Annotated in this window: 8 protein-coding genes, 6 tRNA genes, 3 rRNA genes and 3 other RNA genes; 2 read left to right on the top strand and 18 right to left on the bottom strand. The window is 53.0% G+C overall.

Annotation, left to right across the window (positions count from 1 at the left end):
* Positions 1–65: 65 nt before the first annotated feature.
* The 10 genes from nusG to ACL2XQ_RS00055 form a co-directional block, all read right to left on the bottom strand.
* Positions 66–611 carry a transcription termination/antitermination protein NusG gene (gene nusG, locus ACL2XQ_RS00100; RefSeq protein ID WP_410012671.1) on the bottom strand — a complete coding sequence of 182 codons (546 nt, stop codon included), beginning with the start codon at positions 609–611 and terminating at the stop codon, positions 66–68.
* Position 612: 1 nt separating this feature from the next.
* The gene (gene secE / locus ACL2XQ_RS00095; RefSeq protein ID WP_410012672.1) at positions 613–996 is read right to left on the bottom strand and encodes a preprotein translocase subunit SecE; all 384 of its coding nucleotides are present in this window, start codon (positions 994–996) and stop codon (positions 613–615) included.
* Between the two features lie 267 nt (positions 997–1,263).
* Positions 1,264–2,448, bottom strand: a complete 1,185-nt coding sequence (gene tuf / locus ACL2XQ_RS00090; protein ID WP_410012673.1) for an elongation factor Tu — start codon at positions 2,446–2,448, stop codon at positions 1,264–1,266.
* Positions 2,449–2,558: 110 nt separating this feature from the next.
* Positions 2,559–2,634, bottom strand: a tRNA-Thr gene (locus ACL2XQ_RS00085).
* A gap of 5 nt (positions 2,635–2,639) precedes the next feature.
* A tRNA-Gly gene (locus ACL2XQ_RS00080) sits at positions 2,640–2,714 on the bottom strand.
* A gap of 142 nt (positions 2,715–2,856) precedes the next feature.
* Positions 2,857–2,984: non-coding RNA, RtT sRNA (locus tag ACL2XQ_RS00075), on the bottom strand.
* A gap of 42 nt (positions 2,985–3,026) precedes the next feature.
* Positions 3,027–3,154: non-coding RNA, RtT sRNA (locus tag ACL2XQ_RS00070), on the bottom strand.
* A 42-nt stretch (positions 3,155–3,196) separates the two neighbouring features.
* Positions 3,197–3,324: non-coding RNA, RtT sRNA (locus ACL2XQ_RS00065), on the bottom strand.
* Between the two features lie 42 nt (positions 3,325–3,366).
* Positions 3,367–3,451, bottom strand: a tRNA-Tyr gene (locus ACL2XQ_RS00060).
* A 10-nt stretch (positions 3,452–3,461) separates the two neighbouring features.
* Positions 3,462–3,537 (bottom strand) — tRNA-Thr (locus tag ACL2XQ_RS00055).
* A 312-nt stretch (positions 3,538–3,849) separates the two neighbouring features.
* On the opposite strand from ACL2XQ_RS00055, the gene ACL2XQ_RS00050 reads away from it, so the two are divergent.
* Together ACL2XQ_RS00050 and coaA are read left to right on the top strand one after the other, a co-directional pair.
* A complete protein-coding gene (locus ACL2XQ_RS00050) occupies positions 3,850–4,398 on the top strand; it encodes a GNAT family N-acetyltransferase (RefSeq protein WP_413731529.1) in 549 nt (182 codons plus the stop codon).
* A gap of 204 nt (positions 4,399–4,602) precedes the next feature.
* A complete protein-coding gene (gene coaA / locus ACL2XQ_RS00045; protein ID WP_410012675.1) occupies positions 4,603–5,553 on the top strand; it encodes a type I pantothenate kinase in 951 nt (316 codons plus the stop codon).
* Between the two features lie 123 nt (positions 5,554–5,676).
* On the opposite strand, the gene birA is transcribed toward coaA, so the two are convergent.
* The 8 genes from birA to ACL2XQ_RS00005 form a co-directional block, all read right to left on the bottom strand.
* A complete protein-coding gene (gene birA, locus ACL2XQ_RS00040; protein WP_413721817.1) occupies positions 5,677–6,636 on the bottom strand; it encodes a bifunctional biotin--[acetyl-CoA-carboxylase] ligase/biotin operon repressor BirA in 960 nt (319 codons plus the stop codon).
* The gene (murB, locus tag ACL2XQ_RS00035) at positions 6,633–7,670 is read right to left on the bottom strand and encodes a UDP-N-acetylmuramate dehydrogenase (protein WP_413721816.1); all 1,038 of its coding nucleotides are present in this window, start codon (positions 7,668–7,670) and stop codon (positions 6,633–6,635) included. The genes birA and murB overlap by 4 nt, the downstream gene beginning before the upstream one ends.
* 217 nt (positions 7,671–7,887) lie before the next feature.
* Positions 7,888–8,814 carry a hypothetical protein gene (locus ACL2XQ_RS00030; protein WP_413739907.1) on the bottom strand — a complete coding sequence of 309 codons (927 nt, stop codon included), beginning with the start codon at positions 8,812–8,814 and terminating at the stop codon, positions 7,888–7,890.
* Positions 8,815–9,107: 293 nt separating this feature from the next.
* Positions 9,108–9,223: ribosomal RNA gene (rrf, locus tag ACL2XQ_RS00025) — 5S ribosomal RNA — on the bottom strand.
* 230 nt (positions 9,224–9,453) lie between these two features.
* A 23S ribosomal RNA gene (locus ACL2XQ_RS00020) occupies positions 9,454–12,367 on the bottom strand.
* A 390-nt stretch (positions 12,368–12,757) separates the two neighbouring features.
* Positions 12,758–12,833 (bottom strand) — tRNA-Ala (locus ACL2XQ_RS00015).
* A gap of 207 nt (positions 12,834–13,040) precedes the next feature.
* Positions 13,041–13,117, bottom strand: a tRNA-Ile gene (locus ACL2XQ_RS00010).
* Positions 13,118–13,192: 75 nt separating this feature from the next.
* Positions 13,193–14,735: ribosomal RNA gene (locus tag ACL2XQ_RS00005) — 16S ribosomal RNA — on the bottom strand.
* The 16S, 23S and 5S rRNA genes sit together here with 2 tRNA genes alongside, the layout of an rRNA operon.
* Positions 14,736–15,031: the final 296 nt, after the last annotated feature.

Here is a 15,031-nt window from a genome sequence, read left to right as displayed (position 1 = left end):
GCGAAATTCTAGTTCAATTTCGCGCCTTGAGCAAGCATTAATCATTATCGATAGGGGGTCGGCTATCAGCCCTTCTCAACCTGGCCGAAGTCCAGCTCGACCGGAGTGGCGCGACCGAAAATCGACACCGACACTTTCAGGCGGCTTTTTTCGTAGTCGACTTCTTCCACCACGCCGTTGAAATCGGCAAACGGCCCGTCGTTGACGCGCACCAGTTCGCCGGGTTCGAACAGCGTCTTCGGCCGCGGCTTGTCACCCACTTGCTGGAGGCGATTCATGATCGCATCCACTTCTTTATCGCTGATAGGCGCCGGGCGATCGGAAGTGCCGCCGATAAACCCCATCACGCGGGGCACGCTGCGCACTAAATGCCAGCTGGCGTCATTCATCACCATTTGTACCAGCACATAGCCCGGGAAGAATTTGCGTTCGCTCTTGCGGCGCTGACCGCCGCGGATTTCGACGACTTCTTCCGTTGGCACCATGACTTCGCCAAACAGCTCTTCCATATTGTGCAATTTAATATGTTCGCGTAGAGACTGCGATACGCGACCTTCAAAACCGGAAAACGCCTGGACGACGTACCAACGTTTCTTCGGAGCTTCGGACATCTTAGAACCTCAGGCCAGTAATAAACGATACCAGACGGACCAGAATACCATCCAGTCCCCACAGGATCAGTGACATCACGGCGGTCACCGCGGCGACGATTAACGTGGTGTGCAACGTTTCCTGGCGGGTCGGCCATATCACTTTGCGTACTTCGGTACGCGCTTCACGGGCAAACGCGACGGTCGATTTGCCTTTCACTGTCATCAGGGCAATACCGCCTGCAATGGCGATAATCAGTACGACAGCCAGCGCTCGCAGGGGTAAGCTAAAATCACGATAATAATAATTACCGACGATCGCAACCACCAGCAGTACAGCGACCGCTGCCCACTTTACCACTTCCAGGCTACGCCCGCTTCCTTGAGCTTCGGTATTCGCACTCATAAAAAAAACCTGTCACGTAGGATTCACACAAACAACTTAGCCCCGCAGAGGGCGAGGCTACCAAGCGAAGAGTGCTCTTTAAAAGCAACAAAACTTCAAAGCTTCACGCCGCTGATGAAGAGCCCATCTCACCAATGATTATGACGTAAAATCGCTGATGAGATAGGTTCTCTGTCACAGCGTAGAAAAAAGGCATCAAATGATGCCCTTTTACTGCGCGCTACGTCAAATGTTATTCAACATCTTTCGAAGACTTATACGCCAGTCTTACGCGATAACCTTGGCAACCACGCCGGCGCCAACGGTACGGCCGCCTTCGCGGATAGCGAAACGCAGACCGTCGTCCATGGCGATCGGGGCAATCAGGTTAACAATCATCTTGATGTTGTCGCCAGGCATAACCATTTCCACGCCTTCCGGCAGTTCGATGGTACCGGTCACGTCAGTGGTACGGAAGTAGAACTGAGGACGGTAGCCTTTGAAGAACGGCGTATGACGGCCGCCTTCATCCTTGGATAGGATGTAGACTTCGGATTCGAACTGGGTATGCGGTTTAATGGAGCCCGGTTTAGCCAGTACCTGGCCGCGTTCCACGTCGTCACGCTTGGTGCCGCGCAGCAGGACGCCGACGTTTTCACCGGCACGGCCTTCGTCCAGCAGTTTGCGGAACATTTCAACGCCGGTACAGGTGGTCTTGACGGTATCCTTGATGCCGACGATTTCAACTTCTTCGCCCACTTTAACGATGCCGCGTTCCACACGACCGGTTACCACGGTGCCGCGGCCGGAGATGGAGAATACGTCTTCGATGGGCAGCAGGAACGGTTTGTCGATTGCGCGTTCCGGTTCCGGGATGTAGGAATCCAGGGCTTCGGCCAGTTCCAGGATTTTAGAGGTCCAGGCTTCGTCGCCTTCCAGCGCTTTGAGCGCGGAACCACGGATTACCGGGGTGTCGTCGCCTGGGAAGTCGTACTGGGACAGCAGTTCGCGCACTTCCATTTCAACCAGTTCCAGCAGCTCTTCGTCATCGACCATGTCGCATTTGTTCATGAAGACGATGATGTAAGGAACGCCTACCTGGCGGCCCAGCAGGATGTGTTCGCGGGTCTGCGGCATCGGGCCGTCGGTTGCGGCAACCACCAGGATGGCGCCATCCATCTGGGCGGCGCCGGTGATCATGTTTTTCACATAGTCGGCGTGTCCCGGGCAGTCTACGTGCGCGTAGTGGCGGGCCGGGGTGTCGTATTCAACGTGGGACGTGTTGATGGTGATACCACGGGCTTTTTCTTCCGGCGCGTTGTCAATCTGATCGAAAGCACGGGCGCTGCCGCCGTAAGCTTTGGCCAGCACGGTAGTGATGGCGGCGGTCAGGGTCGTTTTACCATGGTCAACGTGGCCGATAGTACCGACGTTAACGTGTGGTTTTGTACGTTGAAACTTTTCTTTAGACATCGATTGTCCCTCTAAGACACGAATAAATCGGTGGTATCACCACATTAACCAGACATAGGCCTGATAAATTTATTTTCTAACAGAAAGTGAATCAGGAGGGAGACTAGAAGTGGTGCTGATAGGCAGATTCGAACTGCCGACCTCACCCTTACCAAGGGTGCGCTCTACCAACTGAGCTATATCAGCACATTTGGAGCGGGCAGTGGGAATCGAACCCACGTCATCAGCTTGGAAGGCTGAGGTAATAGCCATTATACGATGCCCGCATCTTGGAACTCGGCTACCTGATATTTCTGTAGATTGTTGAAAGGTTCATATCATACAAACCTTGGTCGAAGGTTTTCAACCTTCCCCTGGCGCATGATGTTGCTTTGCATCAGGGATTGCCTTGGTTGCCCGCGGCGAATTTGGTGGTGGGGGAAGGATTATTCGTCACTTCGTTCCTCACCCTTCGGGCCGTCGCAAGCGACGTTGTCTCGCTTTGCTCGACTCGAACCTTAATCGAAGGTTCTCAACCTTCCCCCTGGCGCATGATGTTGCTTTGCATCAGGGATTGCCTTGGTTGCCCGCGGCGAATTTGGTGGTGGGGGAAGGATTATTCGTCACTTCGTTCCTCACCCTTCGGGCCGTCGCAAGCGACGTTGTCTCGCTTTGCTCGACTCGAACCTTAATCGAAGGTTCTCAACCTTCCCCCTGACGCATAATGTTGCTTTGCATCAGGGATTGCCTTGGTTGCCCGCGGCGAATTTGGTGGTGGGGGAAGGATTATTCGTCACTTCGTTCCTCACCCTTCGGGCCGTCGCAAGCGACGTTGTCTCGCTTTGCTCGACTCGAACCTTAATCGAAGGTTCTCAACCTTCCCCCTGGCGCATGATGTTGCTTTGCATCAGGGATTGCCTTGGTTGCCCGCGGCGAATTTGGTGGTGGGGGAAGGATTCGAACCTTCGAAGTCAGTGACGGCAGATTTACAGTCTGCTCCCTTTGGCCGCTCGGGAACCCCACCAGATTTTTGTTGGTGCCGGCAGAAGGAGTCGAACCCTCGACCTACTGATTACAAGTCAGTTGCTCTACCAACTGAGCTATGCCGGCATCAAGTGCAGCGCATTCTAGGTAGAGCCGGCGACCTATGCAACAAAAAAATCGCGTAAATCGCACTTTCGCTCATAAAATACCCAAAATTAGAAAATGTCTCACAAATTTGTTTGTTATTCATGCACCGAGAGAAGCGCCCCGGCCGGCCAGGGCGAGTCTGCACCACGATGGGCCTATTGCACCGCCGTGGCGCCCGGAACATCGCCGCTTCCCGCGCGGTGCCTCTGCTGGCCATGATCGCCAGCTGGCACGCGTCTTGCTTTATTTATACTGTAGTTTCTGTGATATCACCGGCCGGAGGATGACATCATGAAAATAGTACAGCTGAATGCCGCCACGCTTCCCGTTTACCGCAGCGAGCTCGCCGGCCTGCTGAGGGACGCCGTTGCGTACGGCGCCTCGGTAGGCTACACCAATCCCCTGACCCAGGATGAGGCGGAGGGCTATATCCACGGCCTGCGCTCCGCCATGGCTAAGAATGACTTATTGTTATGGATTGCACGTGACGAGCGGGGCATTGTCGGCAGTATCCAGCTGGAGTTATGCCGTAAGCCAAACGGGCAAAACCGGGCGGAAATACAAAAACTCCTGGTGCACAGCCGCGCCAGGCGGGAAGGGATTGGGAAATCGCTGATAGGCGCCCTTGAGCGCACCGCCCGCGATCTGCAGCGCGGCCTGCTCTACCTGGATACCCAATCCGGTTCCCCCGCGGAAGCCTTTTACCGCGCGCTCGGCTACCGCTGCCTGGGTGAAATTCCCGATTACGCCTGCACGCCGGACGGTTATTACCATCCCACGGTTATCTATTACAAACGCTTATTCGCCGTCAACCAGCAGCTAAACGCCATCGCCAGCTAAGCTCATAAGCGGCGGGTACGGATCTTTGTCCTGTGACCCAAGTGTCCCCGAGCCGTACCCTTCCGCCCATTGTCAAGATTCCATGGTTTAAGCAGAAAAAACACTCTACGATGTTAACGAAGCTGTCTATACTATGCAGCTTGTTTTCGTTCCGGGTGGGCTCGGCTGCCCCGATTGGACCTGCGCAACAGGCTGGCTAAGCTTATGATAAATCGTGATCAATCACTTACCACACCCTATCTTCAGTTCAACCGGCAGCAATGGGCCGCTTTGCGTGATACGGTTCCCCTGACGTTAACCCAGGAAGAAATAATAAAACTGAAAGGGATTAACGAAGATCTTTCCCTTGATGAAGTGGCGGAAATTTATCTGCCGCTCTCGCGTTTAATCAATTTCTACATCAGCTCCAATCTGCGCCGCCAGGCGGTATTGGAACAGTTCCTTGGCACCAACGGCCAGCACATCCCGTATGTTATCGGCATTGCCGGCAGCGTGGCGGTGGGTAAAAGCACCACCGCGCGCGTATTACAGGCGTTGCTGAGCCGTTGGCCTGAACACCGCTCGGTCGAGCTGGTCACCACCGATGGTTTTTTATATCCCAACCGCGTACTGAAAGAACGGGAATTAATGAAGAAAAAGGGATTCCCACAATCCTACGATATGCGCAGCCTGGTTAATTTTGTTTCCGAAGTAAAATCAGGCGCCAGTGAAGTTACTGCTCCGGTATATTCCCATCTGATCTACGATATCGTGCCGGAAGATAATAAAGTCATCTCGCAACCCGATATATTAATTCTTGAAGGATTAAACGTGTTGCAGAGTGGCATGGATTATCAGCATGCCTCCCATCATGTTTTTGTTTCCGATTTCGTCGATTTTTCCATTTATGTGGATGCACCGGAAGATTTACTAAAAAGCTGGTATATCAACCGTTTTCTGCGTTTTCGGCAGGGTGCGTTTTCCAATCCGCATTCTTACTTTCATAATTATGCCAAGCTGACGGAAGAAGAAGCCGTACAAATTGCCAGCCAGCTTTGGGAAGAAATTAACGGATTAAACCTGAAAGAAAATATCCTGCCCACGCGTGAGCGTGCGAGTCTGATTTTATCCAAAAGCGCCAATCACGCAGTGGGGAATATCAGGCTGCGGAAATAGTCCATAACGTCCGGGCGCGCTGTAATCCATAAATAACAGGAAACGGCGCCCTATAAATCGTCATTGATTGTCTGTTACGGCATTATTGGCCGTAGCCATATGACCCCGCGCGGGATGAACATGTCAAAGTCCCCGCAGCGAGATTTCACCACCGAGGTAGGCTTTTACCTTACCGTCTTGTTCCAGCAACAAGGCCCCCTGCGCATCGATGCCGCGTGAAATACCTTTGATTTCACGCTCGCCAATCAGCAGCTTAACCGGGCGATGATAAAAGTTATCCAGTGCCTGCCAACGCGTTACGAACGCGGCGAAGCCGTCCCGTTCAAAAATCGGCAATGCCAGCCTGAGCCCGTTGATAAGCTTCGCGGCCAGAGCGTTACGATCGATCTGGATACCCGCTTCCTGTAAATTAATCCAGCCCTGATTGATGACCGGCTCGGCCGCTTCCCTCATCGCCAGGTTAATTCCGGCGCCTATCACCAGATGCGCGGCATCGCCTGCCTTGCCGCTGATCTCCACCAGGATGCCGGCCAGCTTGCGATCGTGCAGATAGAGATCGTTAGGCCATTTTACCCGCACCTCGCGCGCGCCCAGTTCATGCAGCACTTCCGCCATGATGATGCCGATCACCAGGCTAAGGCCGATCGCCGCCGCCGGGCCTTGCTCCAGCCGCCAATACAGGGACAGATAGAGATTGGCGCCAAACGGCGAGACCCATTGCCGGCCGCGCCTCCCCCGTCCCGCCATCTGGTACTCTGCGACACAGGCGTCGCCGGAGCGCAGGACGGCGGTGCGCTCCATCAGGTACTGATTGGTGGAATCAATCACCGGCAGCACCGTGACCCCGCCCCGCGGCAGCAGCGACAGGATTTTCCCCTCATCCAAAAGTTGCAGCGGGGCATAGAGGCGATACCCTTTACCGGGAACGGTGAAAACATCAATACCCCACTCCCGCAGGGTCTGGATATGTTTATTGATGGCCGCGCGGCTCATGCCCAGCGAATCGCCGAACTGCTCGCCGGAGTGGAATTCCCCGTCGGCCAGCAGCCCGATTAATTTTAGCGGAACGGTGATATCTTTCATGACAGAGTATCCACCGCGTCTACTTCACCGCCGGCGGCGATAAACCGCACTTCTGGCTCCAGCCAGACGTTAAACCGTTCCGCTACGCTATTGCGCACCAGTTTCGCCAGCGCGACGATAGCCCGCCCATCAGCCTGGCCGTTATTGATCAATACCAGCGCCTGTTTGGCATGCACCGCGGCGGCGCCCAGCACATAGCCTTTCAGGTCGCACCGATCTATCAGCCATCCCGCCGCCAGTTTTACGCTACCGTCCGGCTGCGGATAGTGCGGCGCATCGGGATACCGTTGCAACAGGCGCCGTGCGTCCTCAGCGCCGACCAGTGGATTTTTAAAAAAGCTGCCGGCATTACCGGTAATGGCGGGGTCGGGTAATTTGCTGCGGCGCATGGCGCAAACGGTATCAAAAACCTGGCGCGGGGTGACGGTCCGGCTATCCAGGCGGACAAGATCGCCGTAGGTAAGCACCGGGCGCCAGGTTTTGTCCAGGGTAAACCCCACCGCCACGATAGCGTAGCTGGCCCGATAACGGTGTTTAAACACACTGTCGCGATAACCGAACCGGCACTCCGCGGCGCTAAGGCGTATCTTCTCGCCGTTATTCAGATCAAGCAGATCGACGTATTCGCATACCGATTCCAGCTCCACGCCGTAGGCGCCGATATTCTGGATGGGCGCGGACCCGACACGGCCGGGGATTAACGCCAGGTTTTCCAGCCCCGCCATGTCCTGCGCCAACGCGAAGGACACCAGTCCATGCCAGTCCTCGCCGGCGCCGACATGCAGATGCCAGGCATGGTTGTCTTCGCTGACCTGTATTCCTTTAATGCGATTTAGCAATACGGTGCCGGCAAAATTTTCCAAAAAAAGGACATTACTGCCGCCGCCCAGCAGCAATACCGCTTCGGACCGCCGTTGGGCGTCGCGCCAAAGCGTCAACAATTCAGTTGCGGTATGGGCAGTGGCGATATGGGCGGCTACCGCGTCGATGGCAAAGGTATTCAGGTGTTTTAACGCCACACCATGCATTGTCATGGTAAAAACCTTTCTTAATCACTCTTGAGCCTAGTTTACCCGATCGGGACGGATTTCAGCGACTAACTTTAGCGCCTTCCCGATCTGGCGGGCAGGATTCCGTTACCCCTTAGGGTATGAGGCCGTTATGATAAGAAAAGTGTAAACATGACCAGACTATCTGCATTTTACCCAACATTTCCTTTTATCACCGTTACGAAACGCTGGATTTGCCGTGCTACGCTATTTTAACCACCGATTGATAATGACCAGGAGTATTTAAGATTATAATCTCGCGTACAGGGCTATTATTATCCGCCTCATCGCCAGAGTACTCTCCTTCAGTAATGTAGTGATTACCGTCATCTACAATATTAGGAGAAATCAATTTAACCTTAATGTTTTCACCAAGAGCCTGATTGACTAAATTAACAATAAAAGTGGCGTCGCCGCTATTACTACCCGTGGAATTATTGTTATCAAAAAAGAGGCCTTGGTTTTCACTTCCTGGTTTTACTGCATCATAAAACATACGCAGCTCAAATGCTTTATGCCCGATAGAGTCGGTAATTCCTTTATCGTGGTAAATACACTGGACAATGGAATGAAATAAGCAATTGTTATTCTCACCACTACTATCCCGTATAACGTATCCCGTTTCAGATAGAAACTTTTCTAACGCCGGCATCGCGCTGAGATGGGCCATTGCCTGCGTTTCGAGCTGTACCGTATTCTTATTTGCCTCGGCTGCAGGCCCTGCCATGCCCACACGGCCATTTCCTACGGAAGTGGTGCTGGCCAAACTTGCTTCCATTGCTCGCCTGATCTCCTCATCTTCAAGGGCGCTTTGCTGGCTGGCAGCCAGTGCCCTTAGGAAATCATCATCCTTTTCACCGGAGGGCAGGTTAGCGGAGGACAAACTGGCGTCAATGGTTTGCCTTAATACAACGTCTTCATTTAAACTCGCCATACTCCGTAACAATACCGCTGACAAATCGGGGTCATTATCGGTGCTTTCGCTAGCACCTTTAGTCAGTGGCAAGCTTACATTACTTACTTCTGTCAATATCCGACCATTCGGACGTGCATTTATATGAGAATGAAGTGACTGATTATATATCCCAAATAAATCTGAGTGGTTAATGTCTCTATGATTATTGATCATTTTACAAAAATCCTGATTGATTTAATTGTGTCTCATAATATAGATCAGCCCATAAACAGTAATCAAACAATCGTCCGGTCTATTGTCACATTTCGCGTTGATAATAATCTTAATCTGAAGTATTTAGTAAAATGTCAGCAATTTTATTACATGAACTATTAAAAGATGATATTGGGATAAATATATTTATAAAGCTTTGCCGGTGGTCCTACTCTCTTACTCGAGTAGCGAACCGCCAGGGTTACGCACATGAAAAAGCCCTCTGTTCTCACAGAGGGCTTCGTCAATTGGATGCCTGGCAGTTCCCTACTCTCGCATGGGGAGACCCCACACTACCATCGGCGCTACGGCGTTTCACTGCTGAGTTCGGCATGGGGTCAGGTGGGACCACCGCGCTAGTGCCGCCAGGCAAATTTCTCGTCTCATCCTGAGACTCGCCCTGCGGGCCAGCGCTGTGCGCTGTACAAAATCGCTCCCGGCGATTTTGTCATTTCCCCTGTGCAAGGCCAACGCTCCGCGTTGTTGACAACCCGTCAATATCTCGACCGGTTGTGTTTAATACTTTCCGTTACAAGCTGAAAATCCTCTCGCCGCCCCTTGGGGCAACGCTCTCTTCGCGTCAAACACTTTAGGTGTTGTAAGGTTAAGCCTCACGGGTCATTAGTATCGGTTAGCTCAACGCATCGCTGCGCTTACACACCCGACCTATCAACGTCATCGTCTTTAACGTCCCTTCAGGTGGCTTAAAGCCACAGGGAAGACTCATCTCGAGGCAAGTTTCCCGCTTAGATGCTTTCAGCGGTTATCTCTTCCGCACGTAGCTACCGGGCAATGCCATTGGCATGACAACCCGAACACCAGTGGTGCGTCCACTCCGGTCCTCTCGTACTAGGAGCAGCCCCTCTCAATCTTCCAACGCCCACGGCAGATAGGGACCGAACTGTCTCACGACGTTCTAAACCCAGCTCGCGTACCACTTTAAATGGCGAACAGCCATACCCTTGGGACCTACTTCAGCCCCAGGATGTGATGAGCCGACATCGAGGTGCCAAACACCGCCGTCGATATGAACTCTTGGGCGGTATCAGCCTGTTATCCCCGGAGTACCTTTTATCCGTTGAGCGATGGCCCTTCCATTCAGAACCACCGGATCACTAAGACCTGCTTTCGCACCTGCTCGAGCCGTCACTCTCGCAGTCAAGCTAGCTTATGCCTTTGCACTAACCTCACGATGTCCGACCGTGATTAGCTAACCTTCGTGCTCCTCCGTTACTCTTTAGGAGGAGACCGCCCCAGTCAAACTACCCACCAGACACTGTCCTCGACCCGGATTACGGGCCGGAGTTAGAACATCAAACATTAAAGGGTGGTATTTCAAGGTTGGCTCCATGCAGACTGGCGTCCACACTTCAAAGCCTCCCACCTATCCTACACATCAAGGCTCAATGTTCAGTGTCAAGCTATAGTAAAGGTTCACGGGGTCTTTCCGTCTTGCCGCGGGTACACTGCATCTTCACAGCGAGTTCAATTTCACTGAGTCTCGGGTGGAGACAGCCTGGCCATCATTACGCCATTCGTGCAGGTCGGAACTTACCCGACAAGGAATTTCGCTACCTTAGGACCGTTATAGTTACGGCCGCCGTTTACCGGGGCTTCGATCAAGAGCTTCTCCTTGCGGATAACCCCATCAATTAACCTTCCGGCACCGGGCAGGCGTCACACCGTATACGTCCACTTTCGTGTTTGCACAGTGCTGTGTTTTTAATAAACAGTTGCAGCCAGCTGGTATCTGCGACTGGCTTCAGCTCGGGGAGCAAGTCCCTCCACCTAATGCCAGCGTGCCTTCTCCCGAAGTTACGGCACCATTTTGCCTAGTTCCTTCACCCGAGTTCTCTCAAGCGCCTTGGTATTCTCTACCTGACCACCTGTGTCGGTTTGGGGTACGATTCGATGTGACCTGGAGCTTAGAGGCTTTTCCTGGAAGCGTAGCATCAATTCCTTCACCACCGTAGTGGCTCGTTATCACGCCTCAGTGTTGAATAAAAAAGCGGATTTACCTGCCTTTTCCACCTTCACGCTTAAACCGGGACAACCGTCGCCCGGCGAACCTAGCTTTCTCCGTCCCCCCTTCGCAGTCACACCCAGTACAGGAATATTAACCTGTTTCCCATCGACTACGCCTTTCGGCCTCGCCTTAGGGGTCGACTCACCCTGCCCCGATTAACGTTGGACAGGAACCCTTGGTCTTCCGGCGAGCGGGCTTTTCACCCGCTTTATCGTTACTTATGTCAGCATTCGCACTTCTGATACCTCCAGCAGCCCTCACAGGCCACCTTCGCAGGCTTACAGAACGCTCCCCTACCCAACAATACCCGAAGGTATCGCTGCCGCAGCTTCGGTGCATGGTTTAGCCCCGTTACATCTTCCGCGCAGGCCGACTCGACCAGTGAGCTATTACGCTTTCTTTAAATGATGGCTGCTTCTAAGCCAACATCCTGGCTGTCTGTGCCTTCCCACATCGTTTCCCACTTAACCATGACTTTGGGACCTTAGCTGGCGGTCTGGGTTGTTTCCCTCTTCACGACGGACGTTAGCACCCGCCGTGTGTCTCCCGTGGTAACATTCTTCGGTATTCGCAGTTTGCATCGGGTTGGTAATCCGGGGTGGACCCCTAGCCGAAACAGTGCTCTACCCCCGAAGATGAATTCACGAGGCGCTACCTAAATAGCTTTCGGGGAGAACCAGCTATCTCCCGGTTTGATTGGCCTTTCACCCCCAGCCACAAGTCATCCGCTAATTTTTCAACATTAGTCGGTTCGGTCCTCCAGTTAGTGTTACCCAACCTTCAACCTGCCCATGGCTAGATCACCGGGTTTCGGGTCTATACCCTGCAACTTAACGCCCAGTTAAGACTCGGTTTCCCTACGGCTCCCCTATTCGGTTAACCTTGCTACAGAATATAAGTCGCTGACCCATTATACAAAAGGTACGCAGTCACCCTGATAAATCAAGGCTCCCACTGCTTGTACGTACACGGTTTCAGGTTCTATTTCACTCCCCTCGCCGGGGTTCTTTTCGCCTTTCCCTCACGGTACTGGTTCACTATCGGTCAGTCAGGAGTATTTAGCCTTGGAGGATGGTCCCCCCATCTTCAGACAGGATATCACGTGTCCCGCCCTACTCATCGAGCTCACAGCACTTGCACCTTCGGATACGGGGCTATCACCCTGTGTTGCCGGACTTTCCAGACCGTTCTCCTGATGCAAATGCTGATGGTGACTCTGGGCTGTTCCCCGTTCGCTCGCCGCTACTAGGGGAATCTCGGTTGATTTCTTTTCCTCGGGGTACTGAGATGTTTCAGTTCCCCCGGTTCGCCTCAATACGCTATGGATTCACGTAATGATAGTGCAACGAATTGCACTGGGTTTCCCCATTCGGACATCGCCGGCTGATAGCGCTTCATATCAGCTCACCGGCGCATTTCGCGGATTAGCACGTCCTTCATCGCCTCTGACTGCCTAGGCATCCACCGTGTACGCTTATTCACTTAACCTCACAACCCTAAAGTGTCTGTGTTGCGACTGGCTGCACACTGCCAGGGCATCGTTGCGCGGTGCTCGCCATGCTCATGGACATTGAGTCCACTCCGCTGGCTGCGCGCCGTGCGCCTTGCCCTGACACTGTTCGCACAGTCTCACCCTGGTGAGGGTAAACCCTCGCCTGAGCTACAGGGATTGCCATCGACACGGCAATCATTAGGTTTGCTTGCTTTGAGAGAATCGCATACTGATTTTGCTCAGCATGTTTTTTTTCAAATTTTCAGCTTGTTCCGGATTGTTAAAGAGCATGTATTTCGCAGCATACTGATACGCGGTTGCATAACAATGTGCTCTGAAATAAATAAGAAAAACCAGACAATCTTACCACCCATCCCGTCAGGAAATGGTGGAGCTAAGCGGGATCGAACCGCTGACCCCCTGCGTGCAAAGCAGGTGCTCTCCCAGCTGAGCTATAGCCCCAAGTCGTTTAACCTTTTTATATCCACCGCATTCTTTTCCATGCGCTTATGACCGGGCACCGGTTAAGGATACTCAGCAATGTCACATCGGGGAGGATTTCGGTACGATAGCCAGTTCGCTTAGCCGCAGACAGTTTCGGCGCGAGTAACGCAGTGTGCGCAAGCACATGAGTCACGCAGCGGTGAAAATGACCAGGGTAAGTAGAACTGGTAGGCCTGAGTGGACTCGAACCACCGACCTCACCCTTATCAGGGGTGCGCTCTAACCACCTGAGCTACAAGCCTATAGAAGGTTTTTCTTGCTCGTTACAGTTATCAGACAATCTGTGTGGACACTACACAATCTAGTATCTATTTCGGTAAGGAGGTGATCCAACCGCAGGTTCCCCTACGGTTACCTTGTTACGACTTCACCCCAGTCATGAATCACAAAGTGGTAAGCGCCCTCCCGAAGGTTAAGCTACCTACTTCTTTTGCAACCCACTCCCATGGTGTGACGGGCGGTGTGTACAAGGCCCGGGAACGTATTCACCGTGGCATTCTGATCCACGATTACTAGCGATTCCGACTTCATGGAGTCGAGTTGCAGACTCCAATCCGGACTACGACGCACTTTGTGAGGTCCGCTTACTCTCGCGAGTTCGCTTCTCTTTGTATGCGCCATTGTAGCACGTGTGTAGCCCTACTCGTAAGGGCCATGATGACTTGACGTCATCCCCACCTTCCTCCGGTTTGTCACCGGCAGTCTCCTTTGAGTTCCCACCATTACGTGCTGGCAACAAAGGATAAGGGTTGCGCTCGTTGCGGGACTTAACCCAACATTTCACAACACGAGCTGACGACAGCCATGCAGCACCTGTCTCAGAGTTCCCGAAGGCACAACCTCATCTCTGAAGTCTTCTCTGGATGTCAAGAGTAGGTAAGGTTCTTCGCGTTGCATCGAATTAAACCACATGCTCCACCGCTTGTGCGGGCCCCCGTCAATTCATTTGAGTTTTAACCTTGCGGCCGTACTCCCCAGGCGGTCGATTTAACGCGTTAGCTCCGAAAGCCACGGCTCAAGGCCACAACCTTCAAATCGACATCGTTTACAGCGTGGACTACCAGGGTATCTAATCCTGTTTGCTCCCCACGCTTTCGTACCTGAGCGTCAGTCTTCGTCCAGGGGGCCGCCTTCGCCACCGGTATTCCTCCAGATCTCTACGCATTTCACCGCTACACCTGGAATTCTACCCCCCTCTACGAGACTCTAGCCTGCCAGTTTCAAATGCAGTTCCCGGGTTAAGCCCGGGGATTTCACATCTGACTTAACAGACCGCCTGCGTACGCTTTACGCCCAGTAATTCCGATTAACGCTCGCACCCTCCGTATTACCGCGGCTGCTGGCACGGAGTTAGCCGGTGCTTCTTCTGCGGGTAACGTCAATCAACAAGGTTATTAACCTTATCGCCTTCCTCCCCGCTGAAAGTGCTTTACAACCCGAAGGCCTTCTTCACACACGCGGCATGGCTGCATCAGGCTTGCGCCCATTGTGCAATATTCCCCACTGCTGCCTCCCGTAGGAGTCTGGACCGTGTCTCAGTTCCAGTGTGGCTGGTCATCCTCTCAGACCAGCTAGGGATCGTCGCCTAGGTGAGCCATTACCTCACCTACTAGCTAATCCCATCTGGGTTCATCCGATGGCGTGAGGCCCGAAGGTCCCCCACTTTGGTCTTGCGACGTTATGCGGTATTAGCTACCGTTTCCAGTAGTTATCCCCCACCATCAGGCAGATCCCCAGACATTACTCACCCGTCCGCCGCTCGCCGGCAAAGTAGCAAGCTACTTCCCGCTGCCGCTCGACTTGCATGTGTTAGGCCTGCCGCCAGCGTTCAATCTGAGCCATGATCAAACTCTTCAATTAAAAGCTTGATGCTCAAAGATTGTCATACTGTTAATCTTATGAATTAACTGTTTGTTCACTCTTCAAGACTTGGTATTTTGTGTTTCGATACGGTCTTGTGAGTGCCCACACAGATTGTCTGATAAATTGTTAAAGAGCATGGCCAGCGTGCATCAATCTCACCTGGCGCGGGTTGCGTATATTACGTTTTCCCGCTGAAGAGTCAAGCTTTTATTTGCCCGTACCGGGCGCTTTTCCCTTCCCGACCCGGCATCGCGTTAGCGTTTGTTCCCGGTCAGTGGAGGCGCATTATAGGG

Source organism: Sodalis sp. RH14, assembly GCF_047324285.1.
GTDB lineage: Bacteria > Pseudomonadota > Gammaproteobacteria > Enterobacterales > Enterobacteriaceae > Acerihabitans.
This window is presented reverse-complemented; position numbering and strand designations above follow the sequence as displayed.

Excerpts from the sequence above, each read along its gene's own strand:
- coaA (WP_410012675.1), top strand. The coding sequence starts at position 4,603 with ATGATAAATCGTGATCAATCACTTACCACACCCTATCTTCAGTTCAAC.
- murB (WP_413721816.1), bottom strand. The coding sequence starts at position 7,670 with ATGACAATGCATGGTGTGGCGTTAAAACACCTGAATACCTTTGCCATC.
- birA (WP_413721817.1), bottom strand. The coding sequence starts at position 6,636 with ATGAAAGATATCACCGTTCCGCTAAAATTAATCGGGCTGCTGGCCGAC.
- ACL2XQ_RS00050 (WP_413731529.1), top strand. The coding sequence starts at position 3,850 with ATGAAAATAGTACAGCTGAATGCCGCCACGCTTCCCGTTTACCGCAGC.
- ACL2XQ_RS00030 (WP_413739907.1), bottom strand. The coding sequence starts at position 8,814 with ATGATCAATAATCATAGAGACATTAACCACTCAGATTTATTTGGGATA.
- secE (WP_410012672.1), bottom strand. The coding sequence starts at position 996 with ATGAGTGCGAATACCGAAGCTCAAGGAAGCGGGCGTAGCCTGGAAGTG.
- tuf (WP_410012673.1), bottom strand. The coding sequence starts at position 2,448 with ATGTCTAAAGAAAAGTTTCAACGTACAAAACCACACGTTAACGTCGGT.
- nusG (WP_410012671.1), bottom strand. The coding sequence starts at position 611 with ATGTCCGAAGCTCCGAAGAAACGTTGGTACGTCGTCCAGGCGTTTTCC.